Source organism: Silvimonas sp. (genome assembly GCF_031291215.1).
GTDB classification, from domain to species: domain Bacteria; phylum Pseudomonadota; class Gammaproteobacteria; order Burkholderiales; family Chitinibacteraceae; genus Silvimonas; species Silvimonas soli.
The window spans coordinates 16,041-31,469 of record NZ_JARLJK010000054.1; the positions used below are offsets into that span (position 1 = coordinate 16,041).

The 15,429-nt window shown below is 57.4% G+C and carries 12 protein-coding genes; 2 read left to right on the forward strand and 10 right to left on the reverse strand.

Annotated features, from left to right (window positions below; translation table 11 throughout):
- Window positions 1–18: 18 nt before the first annotated feature.
- The 7 genes from P4L78_RS01650 to P4L78_RS01680 form a co-directional block, all read right to left on the reverse strand.
- Window positions 19–936: a N(4)-(beta-N-acetylglucosaminyl)-L-asparaginase gene (locus P4L78_RS01650; RefSeq protein WP_283148431.1), complete on the reverse strand. Its 918-nt coding sequence runs from the start codon at window positions 934–936 to the stop codon at window positions 19–21.
- Window positions 937–941: 5 nt separating this feature from the next.
- A complete protein-coding gene (locus tag P4L78_RS01655; protein ID WP_283148432.1) occupies window positions 942–1,676 on the reverse strand; it encodes an amino acid ABC transporter ATP-binding protein in 735 nt (244 codons plus the stop codon).
- Between the two features lies 1 nt (window position 1,677).
- Window positions 1,678–2,349, reverse strand: a complete 672-nt coding sequence (locus P4L78_RS01660) for an amino acid ABC transporter permease (protein WP_309326567.1) — start codon at window positions 2,347–2,349, stop codon at window positions 1,678–1,680.
- Window positions 2,349–3,020, reverse strand: a complete 672-nt coding sequence (locus P4L78_RS01665; protein ID WP_283148434.1) for an amino acid ABC transporter permease — start codon at window positions 3,018–3,020, stop codon at window positions 2,349–2,351. The genes P4L78_RS01660 and P4L78_RS01665 overlap by 1 nt, the downstream gene beginning before the upstream one ends.
- A gap of 473 nt (window positions 3,021–3,493) precedes the next feature.
- On the reverse strand, window positions 3,494–4,537 hold the full coding sequence (mglC, locus tag P4L78_RS01670) for a galactose/methyl galactoside ABC transporter permease MglC (RefSeq protein WP_283148435.1): 1,044 nt from the start codon (window positions 4,535–4,537) through the stop codon (window positions 3,494–3,496).
- Window positions 4,524–5,999 (reverse strand): sugar ABC transporter ATP-binding protein, encoded by a 1,476-nt coding sequence (locus tag P4L78_RS01675; RefSeq protein WP_309326570.1) that lies wholly within the window; start codon window positions 5,997–5,999, stop codon window positions 4,524–4,526. The genes mglC and P4L78_RS01675 overlap by 14 nt, the downstream gene beginning before the upstream one ends.
- 143 nt (window positions 6,000–6,142) lie before the next feature.
- Window positions 6,143–7,165 carry a galactose ABC transporter substrate-binding protein gene (locus P4L78_RS01680; RefSeq protein WP_309326572.1) on the reverse strand — a complete coding sequence of 341 codons (1,023 nt, stop codon included), beginning with the start codon at window positions 7,163–7,165 and terminating at the stop codon, window positions 6,143–6,145.
- A 347-nt stretch (window positions 7,166–7,512) separates the two neighbouring features.
- Here P4L78_RS01680 and P4L78_RS01685 point away from each other — a divergent pair, with 347 nt between their 5' ends.
- On the forward strand, window positions 7,513–8,595 hold the full coding sequence (locus P4L78_RS01685) for a LacI family DNA-binding transcriptional regulator (protein ID WP_309326574.1): 1,083 nt from the start codon (window positions 7,513–7,515) through the stop codon (window positions 8,593–8,595).
- A 62-nt stretch (window positions 8,596–8,657) separates the two neighbouring features.
- Window positions 8,658–9,659, forward strand: a complete 1,002-nt coding sequence (locus P4L78_RS01690; protein WP_309326576.1) for an aldo/keto reductase — start codon at window positions 8,658–8,660, stop codon at window positions 9,657–9,659.
- 150 nt (window positions 9,660–9,809) lie between these two features.
- Here P4L78_RS01690 and P4L78_RS01695 read toward each other — a convergent pair whose 3' ends face one another.
- The 3 genes from P4L78_RS01695 to P4L78_RS01705 all read right to left on the reverse strand — a co-directional run bounded on the left by P4L78_RS01695 (window position 9,810) and on the right by P4L78_RS01705 (window position 15,369).
- Window positions 9,810–12,875 carry an NAD-glutamate dehydrogenase domain-containing protein gene (locus P4L78_RS01695; protein ID WP_309326578.1) on the reverse strand — a complete coding sequence of 1,022 codons (3,066 nt, stop codon included), beginning with the start codon at window positions 12,873–12,875 and terminating at the stop codon, window positions 9,810–9,812.
- A gap of 752 nt (window positions 12,876–13,627) precedes the next feature.
- Window positions 13,628–14,272 carry a transcriptional regulator gene (locus P4L78_RS01700; RefSeq protein ID WP_283148441.1) on the reverse strand — a complete coding sequence of 215 codons (645 nt, stop codon included), beginning with the start codon at window positions 14,270–14,272 and terminating at the stop codon, window positions 13,628–13,630.
- A 137-nt stretch (window positions 14,273–14,409) separates the two neighbouring features.
- The gene (locus P4L78_RS01705; protein WP_309326580.1) at window positions 14,410–15,369 is read right to left on the reverse strand and encodes an ornithine cyclodeaminase family protein; all 960 of its coding nucleotides are present in this window, start codon (window positions 15,367–15,369) and stop codon (window positions 14,410–14,412) included.
- Window positions 15,370–15,429: the final 60 nt, after the last annotated feature.

Here is a 15,429-nt window from a genome sequence, read left to right on the forward strand (position 1 = left end):
CGGCGATGAGTGGGGTGTTCAGATACGTACCGATGTCCGTAGTTCCGGTTCGGACATCGAGGGTTCCCAGAACCAGTATTTGATTTCTTCCTGGCACTTGAAATTGACGACCAGATGGTTGCCTTTGGCGTCCAGCGCGTGAATCACCACACCGGCCAGAAAACCTTCTGACAACTCGGATAACTCTTCCACGGCAAGGCTCACAGCGTCCTTGAGCGAATAGCCCAGGCGCAAGGCCAGCACAATGCTGCGTGAAGTGCCACAGCGCACGGTCATTTCGCCGGTGTGAGTACACGCCGCCGCGCCATAACGGCTATCGGCATAAAATCCGGCCCCCGCGATGGGTGAATCCCCCAGGCGGCCCGGATATTTCCAGGCCCAGCCGGATGTAGACGTTACGCTGTGAATGCCTTTGCTGGCGTCTTGCGCCAGAAACACCGTGGTATCGCGCACGCGTTCTGGGTCGGTAATGGTGCGGCTGAGCGGAATCAGTGGCACATCGGGAAACTTTGCCAGTTCGGCAGGAGAGAGTTCTTTTTCCAGCCGCTCCCACCACACGCGCTTGCTGTCATCAAACAAGGTGGGTTCTGGCGTGAAGCCGGTTTCCAGGGCAAAGCGGCGGGCACCGTCGCCAGTCAGCATCACGTGTGGCAGGCGCTTCATTACTTCATGCGCCACTGCGGCGGCGCTGAGGATATCGGGCAAGGCACCTACCGAACCAACCTGGCGAGTGGTGCCATCCATCACGCCGGCATCGAATTCCATCTTGCCCAGCATATTGGGCCAGCCGCCGTAGCCGACGCTGCGCACTTTCACTTCACGTTCAACCTTGCTGATGCCCGCCACCATGGCATCGATACCCGGTGCGCCGTCTTTAAGCATTGCTACTGTGGTCGGAAAACCCGGCCACGCCTCTGAGTTAGCCAGCAGAATCATCGGGACTAGTCCTTGCGCATATTGGATAGAAATTGAGCGACCCGCGGGTTTGCCAGCCCGCCATCGGCGGCAAAGAACTGGGCGGTGGGCAGATTCACCACCAGCTTGCCTTTGTCCAGAAACACAATGCGCGACGAGATGGTCCGCGCGAACTCGACCTCGTGGGTGACGAACACCATGGTGGTGCCTTCCATTGCCAACTTGGCCAGAATACGCAGCACTTCGGAGGTCATTTCCGGATCAAGCGCGCTGGTGACTTCGTCCAGCAGCAAATAGCTCGGGTTGACCGCCAACGCACGGCAAATGCCTACACGCTGGCGCTGCCCGCCGGACAACTGCGCCGGATAAGCATCGGCCCGATCACCCAAGCCAACCGATGTCAGCAGGGCGCGGGCGTGTTCTTCTGCCTGTGCTTTGGGTGTCTTGAGTACTTCAATCGGTGCCAGAGTCAGGTTCTGCAGCGCTGTCATGTGCGGGTACAGATTGAACAACTGGAACACCGTGCCGGAGCGTTTACGTGCTTCGGCCAGTTCTTTGGGTTTGGAAACATCAAACCCATCGACAGTGATCTTGCCGCCATCCAGTTTTTCCAGGCCGTTGATACAGCGCACCAGCGTGGATTTGCCGGAACCGCTGGATCCCAGAATCGACACCACTTCGCCCGGCTCGACCGTAAAGTCGATGTCGTCCAGCACGGTGACGTTGCCAAACTTCTTTTTGGCGCTTTCTACTTTTATCATTTCAAAGCCCTTTCCAGGCGCTGTGAGCACGCAGCCGCACTTCAAGGCGACCACCAAAATATGCAATTGCCTTGGAGCACAGCCAATACAGCACGCCGATCAAGGTCCACACAATGAATGGCTTGAGCGTGCGCAAATTGAGAATGTTGCCGATCTTGGTCAGGTCCACGACGCCAATGGCCGACACCAGCGATGTCACCTGCAACTGGTTTACCGCCAGGCCAATCAGCGGGCCGATGGCAAAGGCGCTGGCTTGGGGCGAGATCACTTTGCGCAGAATCTGCCAGCGGCTCAGCCCAAATACCCGTGCGGCTTCCACTTGATCGCGTCCTACTGATTCAATGGCAGACACCGCAATCACATAGATAAATGCGGCGGTATTGCCCGAAAGCGTAATCACCGCCGCTTCAACTGGTGTGACATTGATTTTGGCAAATACCGGCAGGCCAAAAAACACGAGGAACAGCTGCACCAGCACCGGTGAGTTTTTGAGGATTTCGGTTAGCGTGGTGACTAGCGGCACCGCTACCGGAATGCGATAAAAGCGGATGGTGGCCCAGCTCAAGGCCAGCACCAGGCCAATGGCGAAGGTCACCACAAACAGCAGTACGGAAACGCCCAGCCCCTGTGCCAGCAGCACCAGGTCGTACGAGGTAAACGCGGAGTAATCCATCAGGAAACACCTTCCAGATTGCCGTGATTCAGCCGGCGATGCAGCATGCCAATGGCAATCGAAACGGAATAAGTCAGCACGGCATAAACCACGAGCAGCACGAAATACACTTCAAACGGGCGGAAGGTATCTGACGCCACAATCTTGGCCGAACCGGTCAGTTCGTTGAGCGTGATGGTGGAAAGAATCGAAGAGGTAAGGATCAGATTGATCAGCACCGAACCCAGCGGGCGGATCGACGTACGCAGGGCAATTGGCATCACAATCTTGCTGAAAATGGTGTGCTTGGCCAACCCGCTGACCTGGGCTGCTTCGATAATCCCCGGGTCGATAGCCAGGATGCCGGAACGGATCACGTTGGAGGTATATGCGCCACCGGCAATCGACAGTGCAATTACCCCGGTGGTGAAGGCATCAATGTACAGCCCCAGCACCGGCAGGCCGTAATAGAAGAAAAACATCTGCACAATGAAGGGCACATTGCGAAAGATATCCACGTAGATATTGGCCAGAATTTGCCATGGCCGCGACGATGAAGTCGACGCAATGGCAACCAGCGCCCCGGTGATAAAGCTGCCAGCCAGCGCCAGGGCACAGGCCTCTACGGTGAGGATGGCGCCGTCGCGCAGCATGTCCAGATGCGGTAGTAGAACGGCAAGATCAAACTGCATGGTTTTTGCCCCAAGTGAAACCGGTTTCAGTTTATGGCGTAGCCATGACGAGCGTCAAGCCGAAGGCCAAAGAAGACTGTTACAGCGCGAGGGTAAGACTGGGTGGAGCAGGTAGAACAAGAGAAGGGCGCAAGACAAAAACGAGACAGGGCGCGCTTTTCACTGGGAGATGGGGCGATGCCGCAGACGTTGCGGTCATACAACGCGGCAGATTCATAGCGGTCGAAAGAGGGCGCAGACATACCGCTTTATAGCCGCCGATCACTCGTTGCGACACAGGGTATGGGTGATCAGCCAAATGCGAAAATCGGCAGGGATTTGCCATGGCCACACCGTGCACTGCCAGGTCGCGGATGTGCGTTCATAAAAACAAACACGGCCTGGAACGGCCGTGGTGCAGAACAAGGCAGAATGAACATCGCGCAAACCCCAGAGCTGATGCAGAACCAGCCCTGGGGTCTGCGCGAAGTGAATCAACGCTTCTTCAGGTATTTGCGGATGTCGATGGCCACTGCGGTCACGATGATCAGACCTTTGAAAATTTGCTGCCAGTAGACCGACACACCAAGAATAACCAGGGCGTTGTTGAGGAAGGTCAGGATCAGCACGCCCGTTACGATCCCCCCGACTGTCCCTATCCCCCCGGAAGTGGAGACCCCGCCGATCACGCAGGCGGCAATCGCATCCAGTTCCCATGTAAACCCGAGGTTATTGGTCGCGCTACCCTGGCGAGCGGCCTGGAGCGAACCGGCCAGACCATACAGGGCGCCAGCGATCACATAGACCGTGATCAGCGTGCGGTTAACGTTCACCCCGGAAACGGTAGCCGCATCCGGGTTCGCGCCGATCGCATAAATATTTTTGCCGGTGGTGGTCAGGTTCAAAAGCACCCACATCAACACAATGACCACTGCGGCAATGATCACGATATACGGCAATCGGAAATCGCCGTAGATGTTGATGGCCCCGTTGGAGATCATGGTGAAATCGTCACGCAGCCCACCAATTGGTGTGGCACCGTGGGGAGGGCGGTCAACGTACAGCGAAGTCGCGCCGTACACGATCACCATTGTTCCCAGCGTGGTGATAAAGGGGACCACCTTCAGATAGGCCACGATCGCGCCATTCATGAGGCCGACGATCACGCCCGCCAGAACGGCCAGCAGAATCGGCAGCCACAACGGCGAGACGGGCAGATCTGGAAAGACTTTGCTGGCGTAGTCGGCACGTTGCAGCATGGATGCAGCGATACACGCGGTCAGCCCGACGACCCGGCCTGCGGAAAGATCCACACCCTTGGTCAAGAGGATCGGCCCTTCACCGAGCGCCAGAATCACGTAGACGGACGAGATCATCAAAACGTTGATCAAGTTCGTCACATCCAGAAACGAGGGCTGGATAAAGCCAGTAACCAGAATCAGCGCCAGGAGCACGAAAATCATGGCGCGCTTTACCGCCATCTCCTTGAACTGGGTCAGCCTGGAGCGGCCTGGTGCTTTTATTTCAAACTTTGTCATTCGAATCTCCTTGTGTCATGAATTGGGTCGAGAGATGCATGATCTTTTCCTGTGTCGCTTCAGCTCCCGGCACGATGCCGGTCACTCGACCTTCGCACATGACCATGATTCGGTCGGACATGCCCAGAATTTCGGGTAGTTCGGACGAAATCATGATGATGGCCTTGCCGCGCTGTGCCAATTCAGTGATCAACGTGTAAATCTCGTATTTGGCGCCGACGTCGATACCGCGGGTCGGTTCGTCAAGAATCAGTATTTCCGGATCAGTCAGAAGCCAGCGCGAGAAAACGACTTTCTGCTGGTTGCCGCCTGAGAGGTTCTGAATGAGTGTGCTGCTTGAAGGCGTCTTCACGCGCAGCGTGCGGATACGCTCCTGAACGTCGGCCTCGCCGGACTTCAGATCCAGCAGCCCGAAACGCCTGACGTAATGACGCCAGTGCGCCATCAGGGTGTTATCGAAGACCGGAAGGATAGAGAAAATGCCGGTGGTGCGACGTTCCTCGGTAAGCAGGGCCATTTTGTTTTTTTGCGCGTCAGCTGGGGTCCGGATGGTCTTGGGTACGCCGTTCAGCAATATCTGGCCAGAAGCGACGGGGCGCATGCCAAAAATCGCCTCCATCAACTCGGTTCTTTGCGCGCCCACCAAACCGCTGACCCCAAGAATTTCGCCGCGTTTCAACTCAAAAGAGGCATCTTTGAACGACTTCGGGTTGGGTGACGTGAAATTCTTGACCTCCATCAGCACTTCGCCCGGGATATTGGCCCGCGGAGGAAAGCGGTGGGTCAAGTCGCGCCCGACCATGCGGCTGATGATCAGGTCGGTGGTCAACTCACTGGATGGATATGTGCCCACTTGACGACCGTCGCGCATGATCGTGACCTCGTCGGCAATCTGGAGGATTTCTTCCATTTTGTGCGAGATGTAAATGATCGAGACGCCATCGGCCTTTAGCTTGCGGATGATCTGAAACAGGTGCCCGACTTCTTTCTCCGACAGGCTGGAGGTGGGCTCGTCCATGATGATGATGCGCGAATGGTAAGACACCGCCTTGGCAATTTCGAGCGACTGAATCTTGGATACCGACAGATTGGTGACCCAGAGTCTGGGGTCCAGATCCATTTGCAGGTCAGCGAAAAGTTTGACGGTATCGTCAAACATTTTTTTATGGTCAACAAACTTGAAAGGGCCGATTCCATGCGTGGGGTAGCGCCCAAGCCACAGGTTTTCCATCACACTCCGATGCGGGATCGGGTGCAATTCCTGGTGGATCATCGAAATGCCCGCATCAAGCGCCTGTTTGGAATTGGCGAATACTTTGGCTTCGCCATTCAGGACAATGGTTCCCGCATCGACCTGGTACATGCCGAAGAGGCATTTCATCAGCGTTGATTTGCCAGCCCCGTTTTCACCCATCAGCGCATGGACGGTGCCCGGGCGAATGTTCAGGCTGACTTCGTTCAAGGCCTGAACACCAGGGAAGCTTTTGGATATCCCGCGCATTTCCAGGATATTGGTTACTTCGGGCATGAGACAGAACTCCCGTTCTTCAAAATAACGGGGCCCGATGTCGCGGATGCCCCGTGTAGCTCAACTTGGCTGAAACCTTATTTCACGAATTTCGCGTAGTTATCCTTGGTGACCTTGGTATAAGGAACCCATACATAGTGGCCTTGCGGGTTAGGCGTACCGTCAGCATTGGCCAGAGGCGCAACAGTCTTGAGGGTCTTGGCACCAGCGCCCAATTGGGCGGCCAGATCGAAGGTCGCTTTACCCTGATTCGCAGCATCGTTCAGCACTGTACCCAGCAAGGTGCCTTGCTTGAGCGCATCAAGTGCAGGTGGTGTTGCATCTACACCAACGACCGGGATGTACTTTTTGCCCGGGCCGAAATAACCGGCGGCCTTCAGTGCCTCGATAGCACCCAGAGCCATATCGTCGTTGTTGGCGAACACGACTTCGATCTTGTCGCCGAACTTGGTCAACCAGGCCTGCATTTTGTTCTGTGCATCACCACGGTTCCACATGGCGGTATCTTCAGCCAGGCTTTGAACCTTGATGCCCGCTGCCGTGAGTGCCTTCACCGAGTACTCGGTGCGGTACTTGGCGTCGGTGTTGGCCGGGTCACCAATCAACATGACGTACTGCAGAACACCATCTTTGTTCTTGTCGGCTTCTGGATGCTTTTTCCAGTAGTCAGCAACAATTTCACCTTCCATGGTGCCGGATGCCTGGGCCTTGGCGCCTACGTAGTAAGCCAACGGATATTTGGCCAGATCGGCCGCGTCGGGCTCACGGTTGAAGAAGACGATTGGCACCTTCTTGACCGCAGCTTTCTGGATGACAACGTTGGCAGCCGTAGGCTCGACCATGTTCAGCGCCAGTGCGTTGTAGCCTTGGGACAAGAACAAGTCTTGAATATCGTTGACTTTGGATTGGTCGCCCTGACCGTCCTGGACGGAAATGGGTACGCCAGCCGATTTGGCTTCCGATTCAATCTTGCCTCGAACATAAGACATGAACGTGTCGTCGAACTTGTAGATGGTGACACCAACCTTGGGGGTCGGTGCGGCAAGCGCGCCCGTGCTGGCAACCGCAAGGGTGAGCAATAACGTGGTGGCCTTATTCATAAAAACTCCTGACGATGAACAAAAATGTAGTGAATCGGAGGGTTACTACGAAAACTTTGGAGCGAGGCAAAAACTACCCCCCGGTTTTATCAATGTCAATAATGCGTATAACCTAATTCGCATAAAAAAATACGCGGATATTCCTCATAAAAAAGACGGAATGTCCATGAAAACACTCATCTTTTATGCCTTGTTTCACATGTTGTACCTAAAAAATAAGTAATAAAAAAACTTTATAACTGATATAACCTATGCTTTTCTGTGTTGCGCGGGGCGCGACAAACCCAGCGCCGTGGCCCGGATAATTGCGGGCGAGTGCAAACGCAACTGTGCAAAGAGATGGGCTGATGACGATGAAAGCGCCGAACAAACGGGTAACCATGTCAGATATTGGCAGGCAGGCTGGCGTCTCCCAGGCCAGTGTGTCGCTGGTGTTGAACGATGCACCGGGGACGCGGATCTCGGCCGCTACCCGTGAAAAAGTGCTGAAAGTAGCGCGTGAGCTGGGTTATTCGGCACCGCCGCGCGCAGAGTCAGCGCCCGCGATCATCGGTTTGCTGATCAATCATCTGGCCATGACGCCACATGTCGCTGCACTGCTGGAGGGCGCCCGGGATGAGGCGGCCTCCAGCAATTGCATGCTGGCCACCATCGCCACCCACGGTGATGAACAGATCGAAAACGAGGCACTCAACTATCTCTTGAGCCGCCCCTTGAAGGGCATCATTTACGCCACGCTGCTCACCCAGGAGGCCAACCCGCCGGATCGCCTGAGAGACGTGCCGACAGTCATGCTCAACTGTCACTATTCAAAGCAGCACTACCCGAGCGTTGTGCCCGCCGATATCGCCGGTGGCGTTGCAGCCACGACCGCCTTGCTGGATGCAGGTCATCGCCGAATCGCATTTATCAGTAGCGGTGAAGACTGGATTGAAGGATCGCGTGATCGCTTGCTTGGCTACCGGCAAGCGCTGGCAACCTACGACATCCCCGTCGATCCCGCGTTGATCGTTTCGCCCGAGCAGACCCATACGGAAGGGTGGACCCAACGCGGCGGGCGCGAGCAGACGCACGCGCTGCTGGATCTGCCCTTGCCGCCCACGGCGATCTTCTGCTTTTGCGACCGGATGGCGCTGGGCGCGTACGAAGCGATCAAATCGCGCGGTCTGCGGATACCCGAAGACATTTCGGTCATTGGTTTTGACGATGAAGTATTCGCCAGCAGCATGGAGCCGCCCCTTTCTACACTGGTATTGCCCCACGAAGAGATGGGGCGCTGGGCTGTGGCGCGTCTGCTGGATTTCGACCCCGTGGCAGACCGGCAACGCAAACATCGAACAGTAAAGATTGAATGCCCGCTCGTGCTCAGGGGGTCGATTGCGAACCCGAACACATCAGCCAGCCAGCCGATAGCGCCAGCGCGCAACTGACTGGCCAAAGCTGGATTGTGGGACCGAACAATTTTCAAGGTTGATCAACAGGAGAAATTCAGATGGCACCTTACCTGGCTAACCCCTCGCGCTACGACGAGATGCCTTATCGCCGCAGTGGCAACAGCGGTCTCAAAATCTCTGCGGTTTCGCTGGGTTTGTGGCACAACTTTGGCGGAGTGGACCGATTTGAAAACGGCCGCGACATTGTTCGCACCGCGTTCGACAACGGCATTACCCACTTTGATCTGGCCAACAACTACGGACCGCCCCCGGGCTCTGCTGAAGAGGCTTTCGGCCAGCTACTGCGTGCCGATCTGGCACCCTATCGCGATGAACTGATTATCTCTACCAAAGCAGGCTACACCATGTGGCCCGGCCCTTATGGCGACTATGGCTCCCGCAAGTATCTGGTGGCCAGCCTGGACCAAAGCCTGAAGCGTCTGGGTTTGGACTATGTCGATATTTTCTACCACCATCGGCCAGACCCTGATACGCCGCTGGAAGAAACCATGGCCGCTCTGGCCCACATTGTTGCCAGCGGGCGCGCACTGTATGTGGGATTGTCCAATTATCCTGCCCCGTTGTTACGCCGGGCCGCGCCCATACTGCGTGAACTGGGCACGCCATGTGTGCTCCATCAGCCTCGTTACAGCATGCTGGATCGCTGGATTGAACCTGCCCTTTTGCCCGCACTAGCCGACGAGGGTATTGGCTGCATTGCCTTCTCGCCGTTGGCGCAGGGCGTTCTCACCGATCGTTATCTGAAGGGCGATATTCCGGATGATTCGCGTGCGGCGCGCCATGGTTTTTTGAAGCCCGAACAAATCACCGCAGAGCGTCTGGACGTTGTACGTGCGCTCAACGCTATGGCTCTGGAACGCGGACAGACCTTGGCACAAATGGCGTTGGCCTGGGTGTTGCGCCATTCGGGCATGACTTCGGTATTGATCGGCGCCAGCAGGCCGTCCCAGGTACATGACGCAGTGGCAGCGACGAAGGCAGCACCCTTTGAGCCGGCATTGCTGGAGAAGATCGACCAGTTGCTGGCCCCGCTTGCGTGAATCGGCGTGCAATGGTTTGAATCGGCCCGGTTGGCAAACAACCGGGCCGAGGGGACTCAGATTTGCAAAGGTGTCCAGAGACAGTTCAGCGGTGGGACATTGCCGGAAGAGGGCGGGCGAAGCGTGAAGTCCACCCCTTGTCGCAAAGGGTTACCTCCCATATATCCCCAATTCCCGCTGAAACCGCGCCTCATCCAGCGCGCTCACCGCCGCCAGCAACTGCTCCCGCCAAACCGCCGCGCCCTCATCCTGGGGGGTAAGCGCACTGATCTGAAGCAGCGCTGGCGAAAGCCCCAGCGCTTGAATTGACTCTTCCACCTCCGTCTCACCGCGTGCCAACACCCGGCTGGCAATCAGCAGGTCAATGCGCGCCATTGTGGTCAACGCATGCTGGTCTTGCGCCTGGTCCAGGCGGGTAGCCACAGCTGTGGAGCCGGTGTGTTGTGAGACCAGATTGAGGGTTCCCAGCACCTTTGCCGCGCTATGTCCCGCGCCAATCAAAGGGGTAGCGGCACTCAGCCGCGTAAAGCGACGGGCGCGTTGGCGTAATTGGGCGGGCAACTGTTCAGGGGTCGCGTCGTCCGCCCGCGTGAATTCGCCCAGTTCGGTGTGAAACACCTCCCAACTGCTTGCCGACAAAGCGCCCGGGCTGGACAGCAAAGCGGTCACGCTGTCGGCCAGGCTATGTTCCAGCGCTTCGTCGATGGCATGGCGGGTGGCTGCAGGCAGGGCAGTGATCAACGCATCGTGCTGTTGCAGCCAGCTATCCAGATCCAGCGCGGCATAGGCAAAAGCAAAGGCTTCGATGACTTGGGCCAAGGGCCATTGCCGCTGACGGGCCAGGTCATGCGCAAAGCTGATCCCGGCGCGGTCGACTATTTCGTTGGCCAGGCGCGTGCCGATAATCTCGCGCGCCAATGCATGCTGGCAGAGGTTCAGCCCACGCACTTGCTGCGGAAAATAGCGCGTCAAATAGTACTGATGCCACGGTTGCATCGAGATTTCCTGATTGATGAAGGCACCTTTTACCGCCATCTTGGCGTAGGCCAGTACCACCGCCAACTCGGGTTCAACCAGCCGTTGTTGCTCCCGCGCAGCCAAGGTGCTGTTGCCGGGCAGCTGTTCCAATGCCCGATCCAGATTGACGCTGTTTTCCAGTTGCTTGAGCAAGGCGGCAGGGTCTGCAATCAAGCCTGGCACGTGGCGATGACGCATGATACGGCGGGCCTGGGCGCGGTTGGTCGCCAGCACGGCTTGCTCGACGGCAGGTGCCATTGATGCCAGTAACGATGAGACCGCGGGCGCCGCCAATGCTGCTTGTTGCAGCAAAATTTTCAGATTCACTTCATGGTCAGAGCAATCCACGCCTGCGGAGTTATCCACGGCGTCGGTCAGCACGCGCACGCCTTGCTCGGCCAGTGCAATACGCGCGGCCTGGGTCAGGCCAAGGTTGCCTCCTTCTACCACCATGCGGGCGCGGATTTCCGGGGCGTCCAGGCGAATGCGGTCATTGGCGCGGTCGCGTACTTGTTCGTGGGTTTCGCTGGCCGCCTTGATATAAGTGCCGATACCACCGTTGTACAGCACGGTGACGGGCGCGGCCAGAATGGCGCGGATTAACGCTTCCGGGCTTAATTTGCTGTCGCTGATGCCCAGCGCTTGCTGAATTTCTGGCGAGATCGGGATGCTGCGCTCAGTGCGTGCCCAGATACCGCCGCCTTGCGACAAGAGCGTTTGGTCATAATCGGCCCACGATGAGCGTGGCAGCGCAAACAACCGCTCGCGCTCAGCGTAGGCGCGGCTGGTTTCGGGGTTCGGGTCGATAAAAATATGACGATGATCGAACGCGGCAATCAGCCGCAGATGCGGCATCAGCAGCATGCCGTTGCCGAAAACGTCGCCGCTCATATCGCCAATGCCCACCGCGGTGAACGCATCGCGGGTCCAGTCGATGCCGATTTCGGTGAAGCGGATTTTTGCGGTTTCCCACGCGCCCTTGGCGGTGATGCCCAGCTTTTTGTGGTCGTAACCATTGGAGCCGCCCGAGGCAAACGCGTCGCCCAACCAGAAGCCGCGCTCAATCGAGATGGCGTTGGCGGTATCGGAGAAACTGGCGGTGCCTTTATCGGCTGCGACCACCAGATACGGGTCGGCGGCATCGTGGCGTACCACGTGCGCTGGATGGCTGATCTGGCCACCGATGTTGTTATCGGTCAGGTCCAGCAGGGCGTTAATGAATGATCTGTAGCAAGTAATGCCTTCTTCAGCGACGGTTTCTCGACTGGCATCAAATGGCAGTAATTTGCAGACAAAACCGCCCTTGGCGCCAGTGGGTACAATCACCGCGTTTTTGACCAATTGGGCTTTAACCAGCCCAAGTACCTCTGTACGGTAATCTTCGCGCCGATCCGACCAGCGCAAGCCGCCGCGCGACACCGGGCCGCCGCGCAAATGCACGCCTTCAAAGCGCTCGGAAAACACAAAAATCTCGCGGAACGGGCGCGGTTTGGGCAGGAAATCCAGCGATTGCGCATCGAGCTTGAATGCCAGATACGACGGCAGTGGATCGTGTGTGCTGTGCTGAAAGTAGTTGCTGCGCAGCGTGGCAGCGACCAATTGGCGCAGCTTTTCCAGCAGGTCTGCAGCATCGGCATCCTGCAGGGCGGTAATCACGCGCTCCAGTTGCTTGCCGGTGGTTTCTTGCAGTTCGTCACGTGCCAGCAACGGGTCGAGCCGAGCATGGTGATACGCCAACCATGCGCGCACCGCAAAGGGTTGCCGGCGCAGACAATCGGCCATATAGCGCAAGCTCATGTGCCAGCCAGCCTGGCGCAGATAACTGGCATAAGCGCGGATCAGCATGATCTCGTGCGCGTTCAGCCCGGCCACCACGGCCAACCCGTTCAAACGGCCATCTTCAGCTTCTGCAGTAAACAGGCGGCGCAGGAAATCGGCCAGCTTTTCGGATTGGTTGAGCGCGCCCAGCTGGGCGGAGGAGGCTTCATCCAGCCACAGCATTGAGCGATGCGTGAACTTGCCGGCGCGCTCTTGTTGTTCTTCGCGCTCCACGCTCAGACCCATGTTGTGCAGGGCTGGCAGCAGAGCGGATAAAGCGGGGATAGAGGGATGTTGTTCTATCGCAATGCCTTGTTCGGCATCACGTTGCACCAGAGTGACTTTGAGCGAGTGGGTAGACTGCAAGACGCTGGAATTCATGGTTTGTGACCAGTGACAGAGGTGAAGACATTGTCATGGACGCAATGGGGGTGTGCTTGCTGGAAAGCGACAGGTTGTTTGTGTCAAAACGTCATTTTTGAGCGGAAATGAGAGGGTGTAGGGGATAGTCGCAAGGGGATGTTGCGTTTTTGGGGAGGGGCGGTGATGGGGCGGTAGGGCGGGTGAAACCCGTTCGGTCGTAGGCCGGATGGAACGAAGTGGGAATCCGGGGCGCGATATCGGCAAATACAAATCCCGGGGCTTGTTGATGCATTGCCACCCCGGATTCTCGCTTCGCTTCATCCGGGCTACGAAACTACAAACAGAGGCGCCCCGCCAACAGACGACTCGCTTTTCCTCCCCTGTCAGGCGCCAAGCGAAGCAAGATTGCCCCGGGGTTTCGGGTGACGCCTGTCCGACGCCCGCTTGCGGGCTAGTTCGTCGACCCGCCGGGGCAATTGGGCGGGAGAGCGGGTATCCAGCCGCAGGCTGGGCGCCGGTTCGGGGCCGCCTTCTTTTTGGTTATTTATCCCGGTTTACCGGGACACTTTCTTGGCGAAGCAAGAAAAAGTAACGTGCCCCCGGTCACCACCGGGTATCAACACATCCCGTGCCGTAGGCACTCAAGCTTTTGTAGGTGAAGCAACAGTCCAGTAGCCCGGATGAAGCATTAGCGAGAATCGGGGGTGGCGATGTATCAACGACTCAACTGCTCCGAAGATTGCTTGCGCGAATCCGGGGGACGATCTCAATCAACCGCCTTCCTCCTTCAATCGCTTCACATGCTTGTAAACCGTCGCCCGCCCCATCCCCAGTACATTTGCCACATAATCCGCCGCGCTTTTGCGCTGAAACGCCCCTTCGGCATACAGCGCTTCCACCAGTTGCTGTTTGTGATCGCGGCTCAATGTATTCAGCGCCAATTGCCGCTCCGCCAGCCAGCGGTGCAGAAAACTGTTGATCCGCTCTTGCCAGTCGTCTTTGAACAGTTCCGCAGGTTGCGCGATGATCCCTGCGCCTTTGATGAACAAATCCAGCGCGCCGCGCATGTCGTCAAAAACCGCGATATTGAAATTGATGCACATCATGCCGATAGCGACGTGCTGGTCGTCGAAAAGAACTGTGCTGACCGAGCGCATGCGTCGACCGTCCCAGTTCAGCTTTTCATATGGGCCAACCACCTGTTGCTGGCTGGCGTGTTCGATTTCTTCCAGTGCCGAATCGTCGCCGATGACGCGTTTGGATAAATTGTTCGCCAGGTGAACAATACGTTGTTCTTGCAGGTCGTGAATGACCACCTCGGCATAGGGGAAAAACAGCGTGGCGATGCTGTCAGCGACGTGCCGATAGCGGGTGAGCAAAAGCGCTTTGCCAGGTGCTGGAGTTTTGCTGGGCATGGTTGGGCCTGTGGAAGCACAAGAGGGCGGGGGGCGGTTGTTAGCTGAATGAGGGCGACCAGCGTGGCGCTGCGGGCGAACCTGCAACACCAGCCTGAGCATAGTCAAACCGGTGTTCCAGATTTACTCCCCGCGATTTACGCGCTCAACACCTGATGCAGCGCGTAGGCGATGGCCACGTCTTCCAGTCCCAAGCCAATCGAACGAAAGAACACATGCTTCTGGTAATCCGGCTTGTTACAACGCTGGTTAACCAGATCAGCCAGATCGCCAACCACGCTGGCGCTCGACCAGCCGTGCTCAGCAGCGGCGATAACCATTTCACCGGCGCTGCCTGGCGTGGTGAGTTTGTAATCGCAGTAGACATCCATGCCCGGCAGTGCGGAGGGTGGGATTTCATGGGCGCGGACCACGTTGGTGCTGATCGAGGTAATCAGCGCCGGTTTGGTCAGATGCGCCATATCCAGCACCGGCGTACCGGATGACGTACACAGCATGACTACATCGGCATCGTTTACGCACGCTGCTGCGGAGGTGGCAATCTGCACGCGGCTATCGAGCGCCTGCAAAGTCGCTTGCCGTTCGGTGTCGGCATGCAGGTCGGGCGAAAACACGCTGATATCTGACCATTCACGCAGGCTGGCTACATGGCGTAAGTGCGCCTGACCGACTGCGCCGGAACCAATCAACGCCAGTTTGCCCGCGTGTGTCGGAGCCAGATAGTCGATGGCGAGCGCGGTGGCGCCAGCGGTGCGTTCGGTGGTCAGTTGGCCGGAGTCACACAGCAACAGGGGCTGGCCGGTTTGCATGGATATCAAGGTGGTCCAGGCGGTGATGACCGGGCGCCCGGGTGTGACGATATAAGGCGAGAGTTTGGCGCCGAACACACCGGCATGCGACAGCACACCCAGATAAGTAATGAAGTCCCCCGCATCTTGCGGAAACAACGTCAGCGATTGTGGTGGTTGCACGGCCATGTTCTGGCCCAGTGCCCGAAAGGTGTCTTCCAGTACCTGACGAACATTGAGCCGCGGCAGCAGGGCACGCACGGTAGCGGCGTCGGCGATGCGCGGGGCGCAGAGTGCTGCTGTATTCATACTTCATTACCTTTTCTGGGTGATGCAAAAACTGTGTTCGGGGTCAGGGTTAACGGGTTG

Excerpts from the sequence above, each read along its gene's own strand:
- P4L78_RS01650 (WP_283148431.1), bottom strand. The coding sequence starts at position 936 with ATGATTCTGCTGGCTAACTCAGAGGCGTGGCCGGGTTTTCCGACCACA.
- P4L78_RS01655 (WP_283148432.1), bottom strand. The coding sequence starts at position 1,676 with ATGATAAAAGTAGAAAGCGCCAAAAAGAAGTTTGGCAACGTCACCGTG.
- P4L78_RS01660 (WP_309326567.1), bottom strand. The coding sequence starts at position 2,349 with ATGGATTACTCCGCGTTTACCTCGTACGACCTGGTGCTGCTGGCACAG.
- P4L78_RS01665 (WP_283148434.1), bottom strand. The coding sequence starts at position 3,020 with ATGCAGTTTGATCTTGCCGTTCTACTACCGCATCTGGACATGCTGCGC.
- mglC (WP_283148435.1), bottom strand. The coding sequence starts at position 4,537 with ATGACAAAGTTTGAAATAAAAGCACCAGGCCGCTCCAGGCTGACCCAG.
- P4L78_RS01680 (WP_309326572.1), bottom strand. The coding sequence starts at position 7,165 with ATGAATAAGGCCACCACGTTATTGCTCACCCTTGCGGTTGCCAGCACG.
- P4L78_RS01685 (WP_309326574.1), top strand. The coding sequence starts at position 7,513 with ATGACGATGAAAGCGCCGAACAAACGGGTAACCATGTCAGATATTGGC.
- P4L78_RS01690 (WP_309326576.1), top strand. The coding sequence starts at position 8,658 with ATGGCACCTTACCTGGCTAACCCCTCGCGCTACGACGAGATGCCTTAT.
- P4L78_RS01695 (WP_309326578.1), bottom strand. The coding sequence starts at position 12,875 with ATGAATTCCAGCGTCTTGCAGTCTACCCACTCGCTCAAAGTCACTCTG.
- P4L78_RS01700 (WP_283148441.1), bottom strand. The coding sequence starts at position 14,272 with ATGCCCAGCAAAACTCCAGCACCTGGCAAAGCGCTTTTGCTCACCCGC.
- P4L78_RS01705 (WP_309326580.1), bottom strand. The coding sequence starts at position 15,369 with ATGAATACAGCAGCACTCTGCGCCCCGCGCATCGCCGACGCCGCTACC.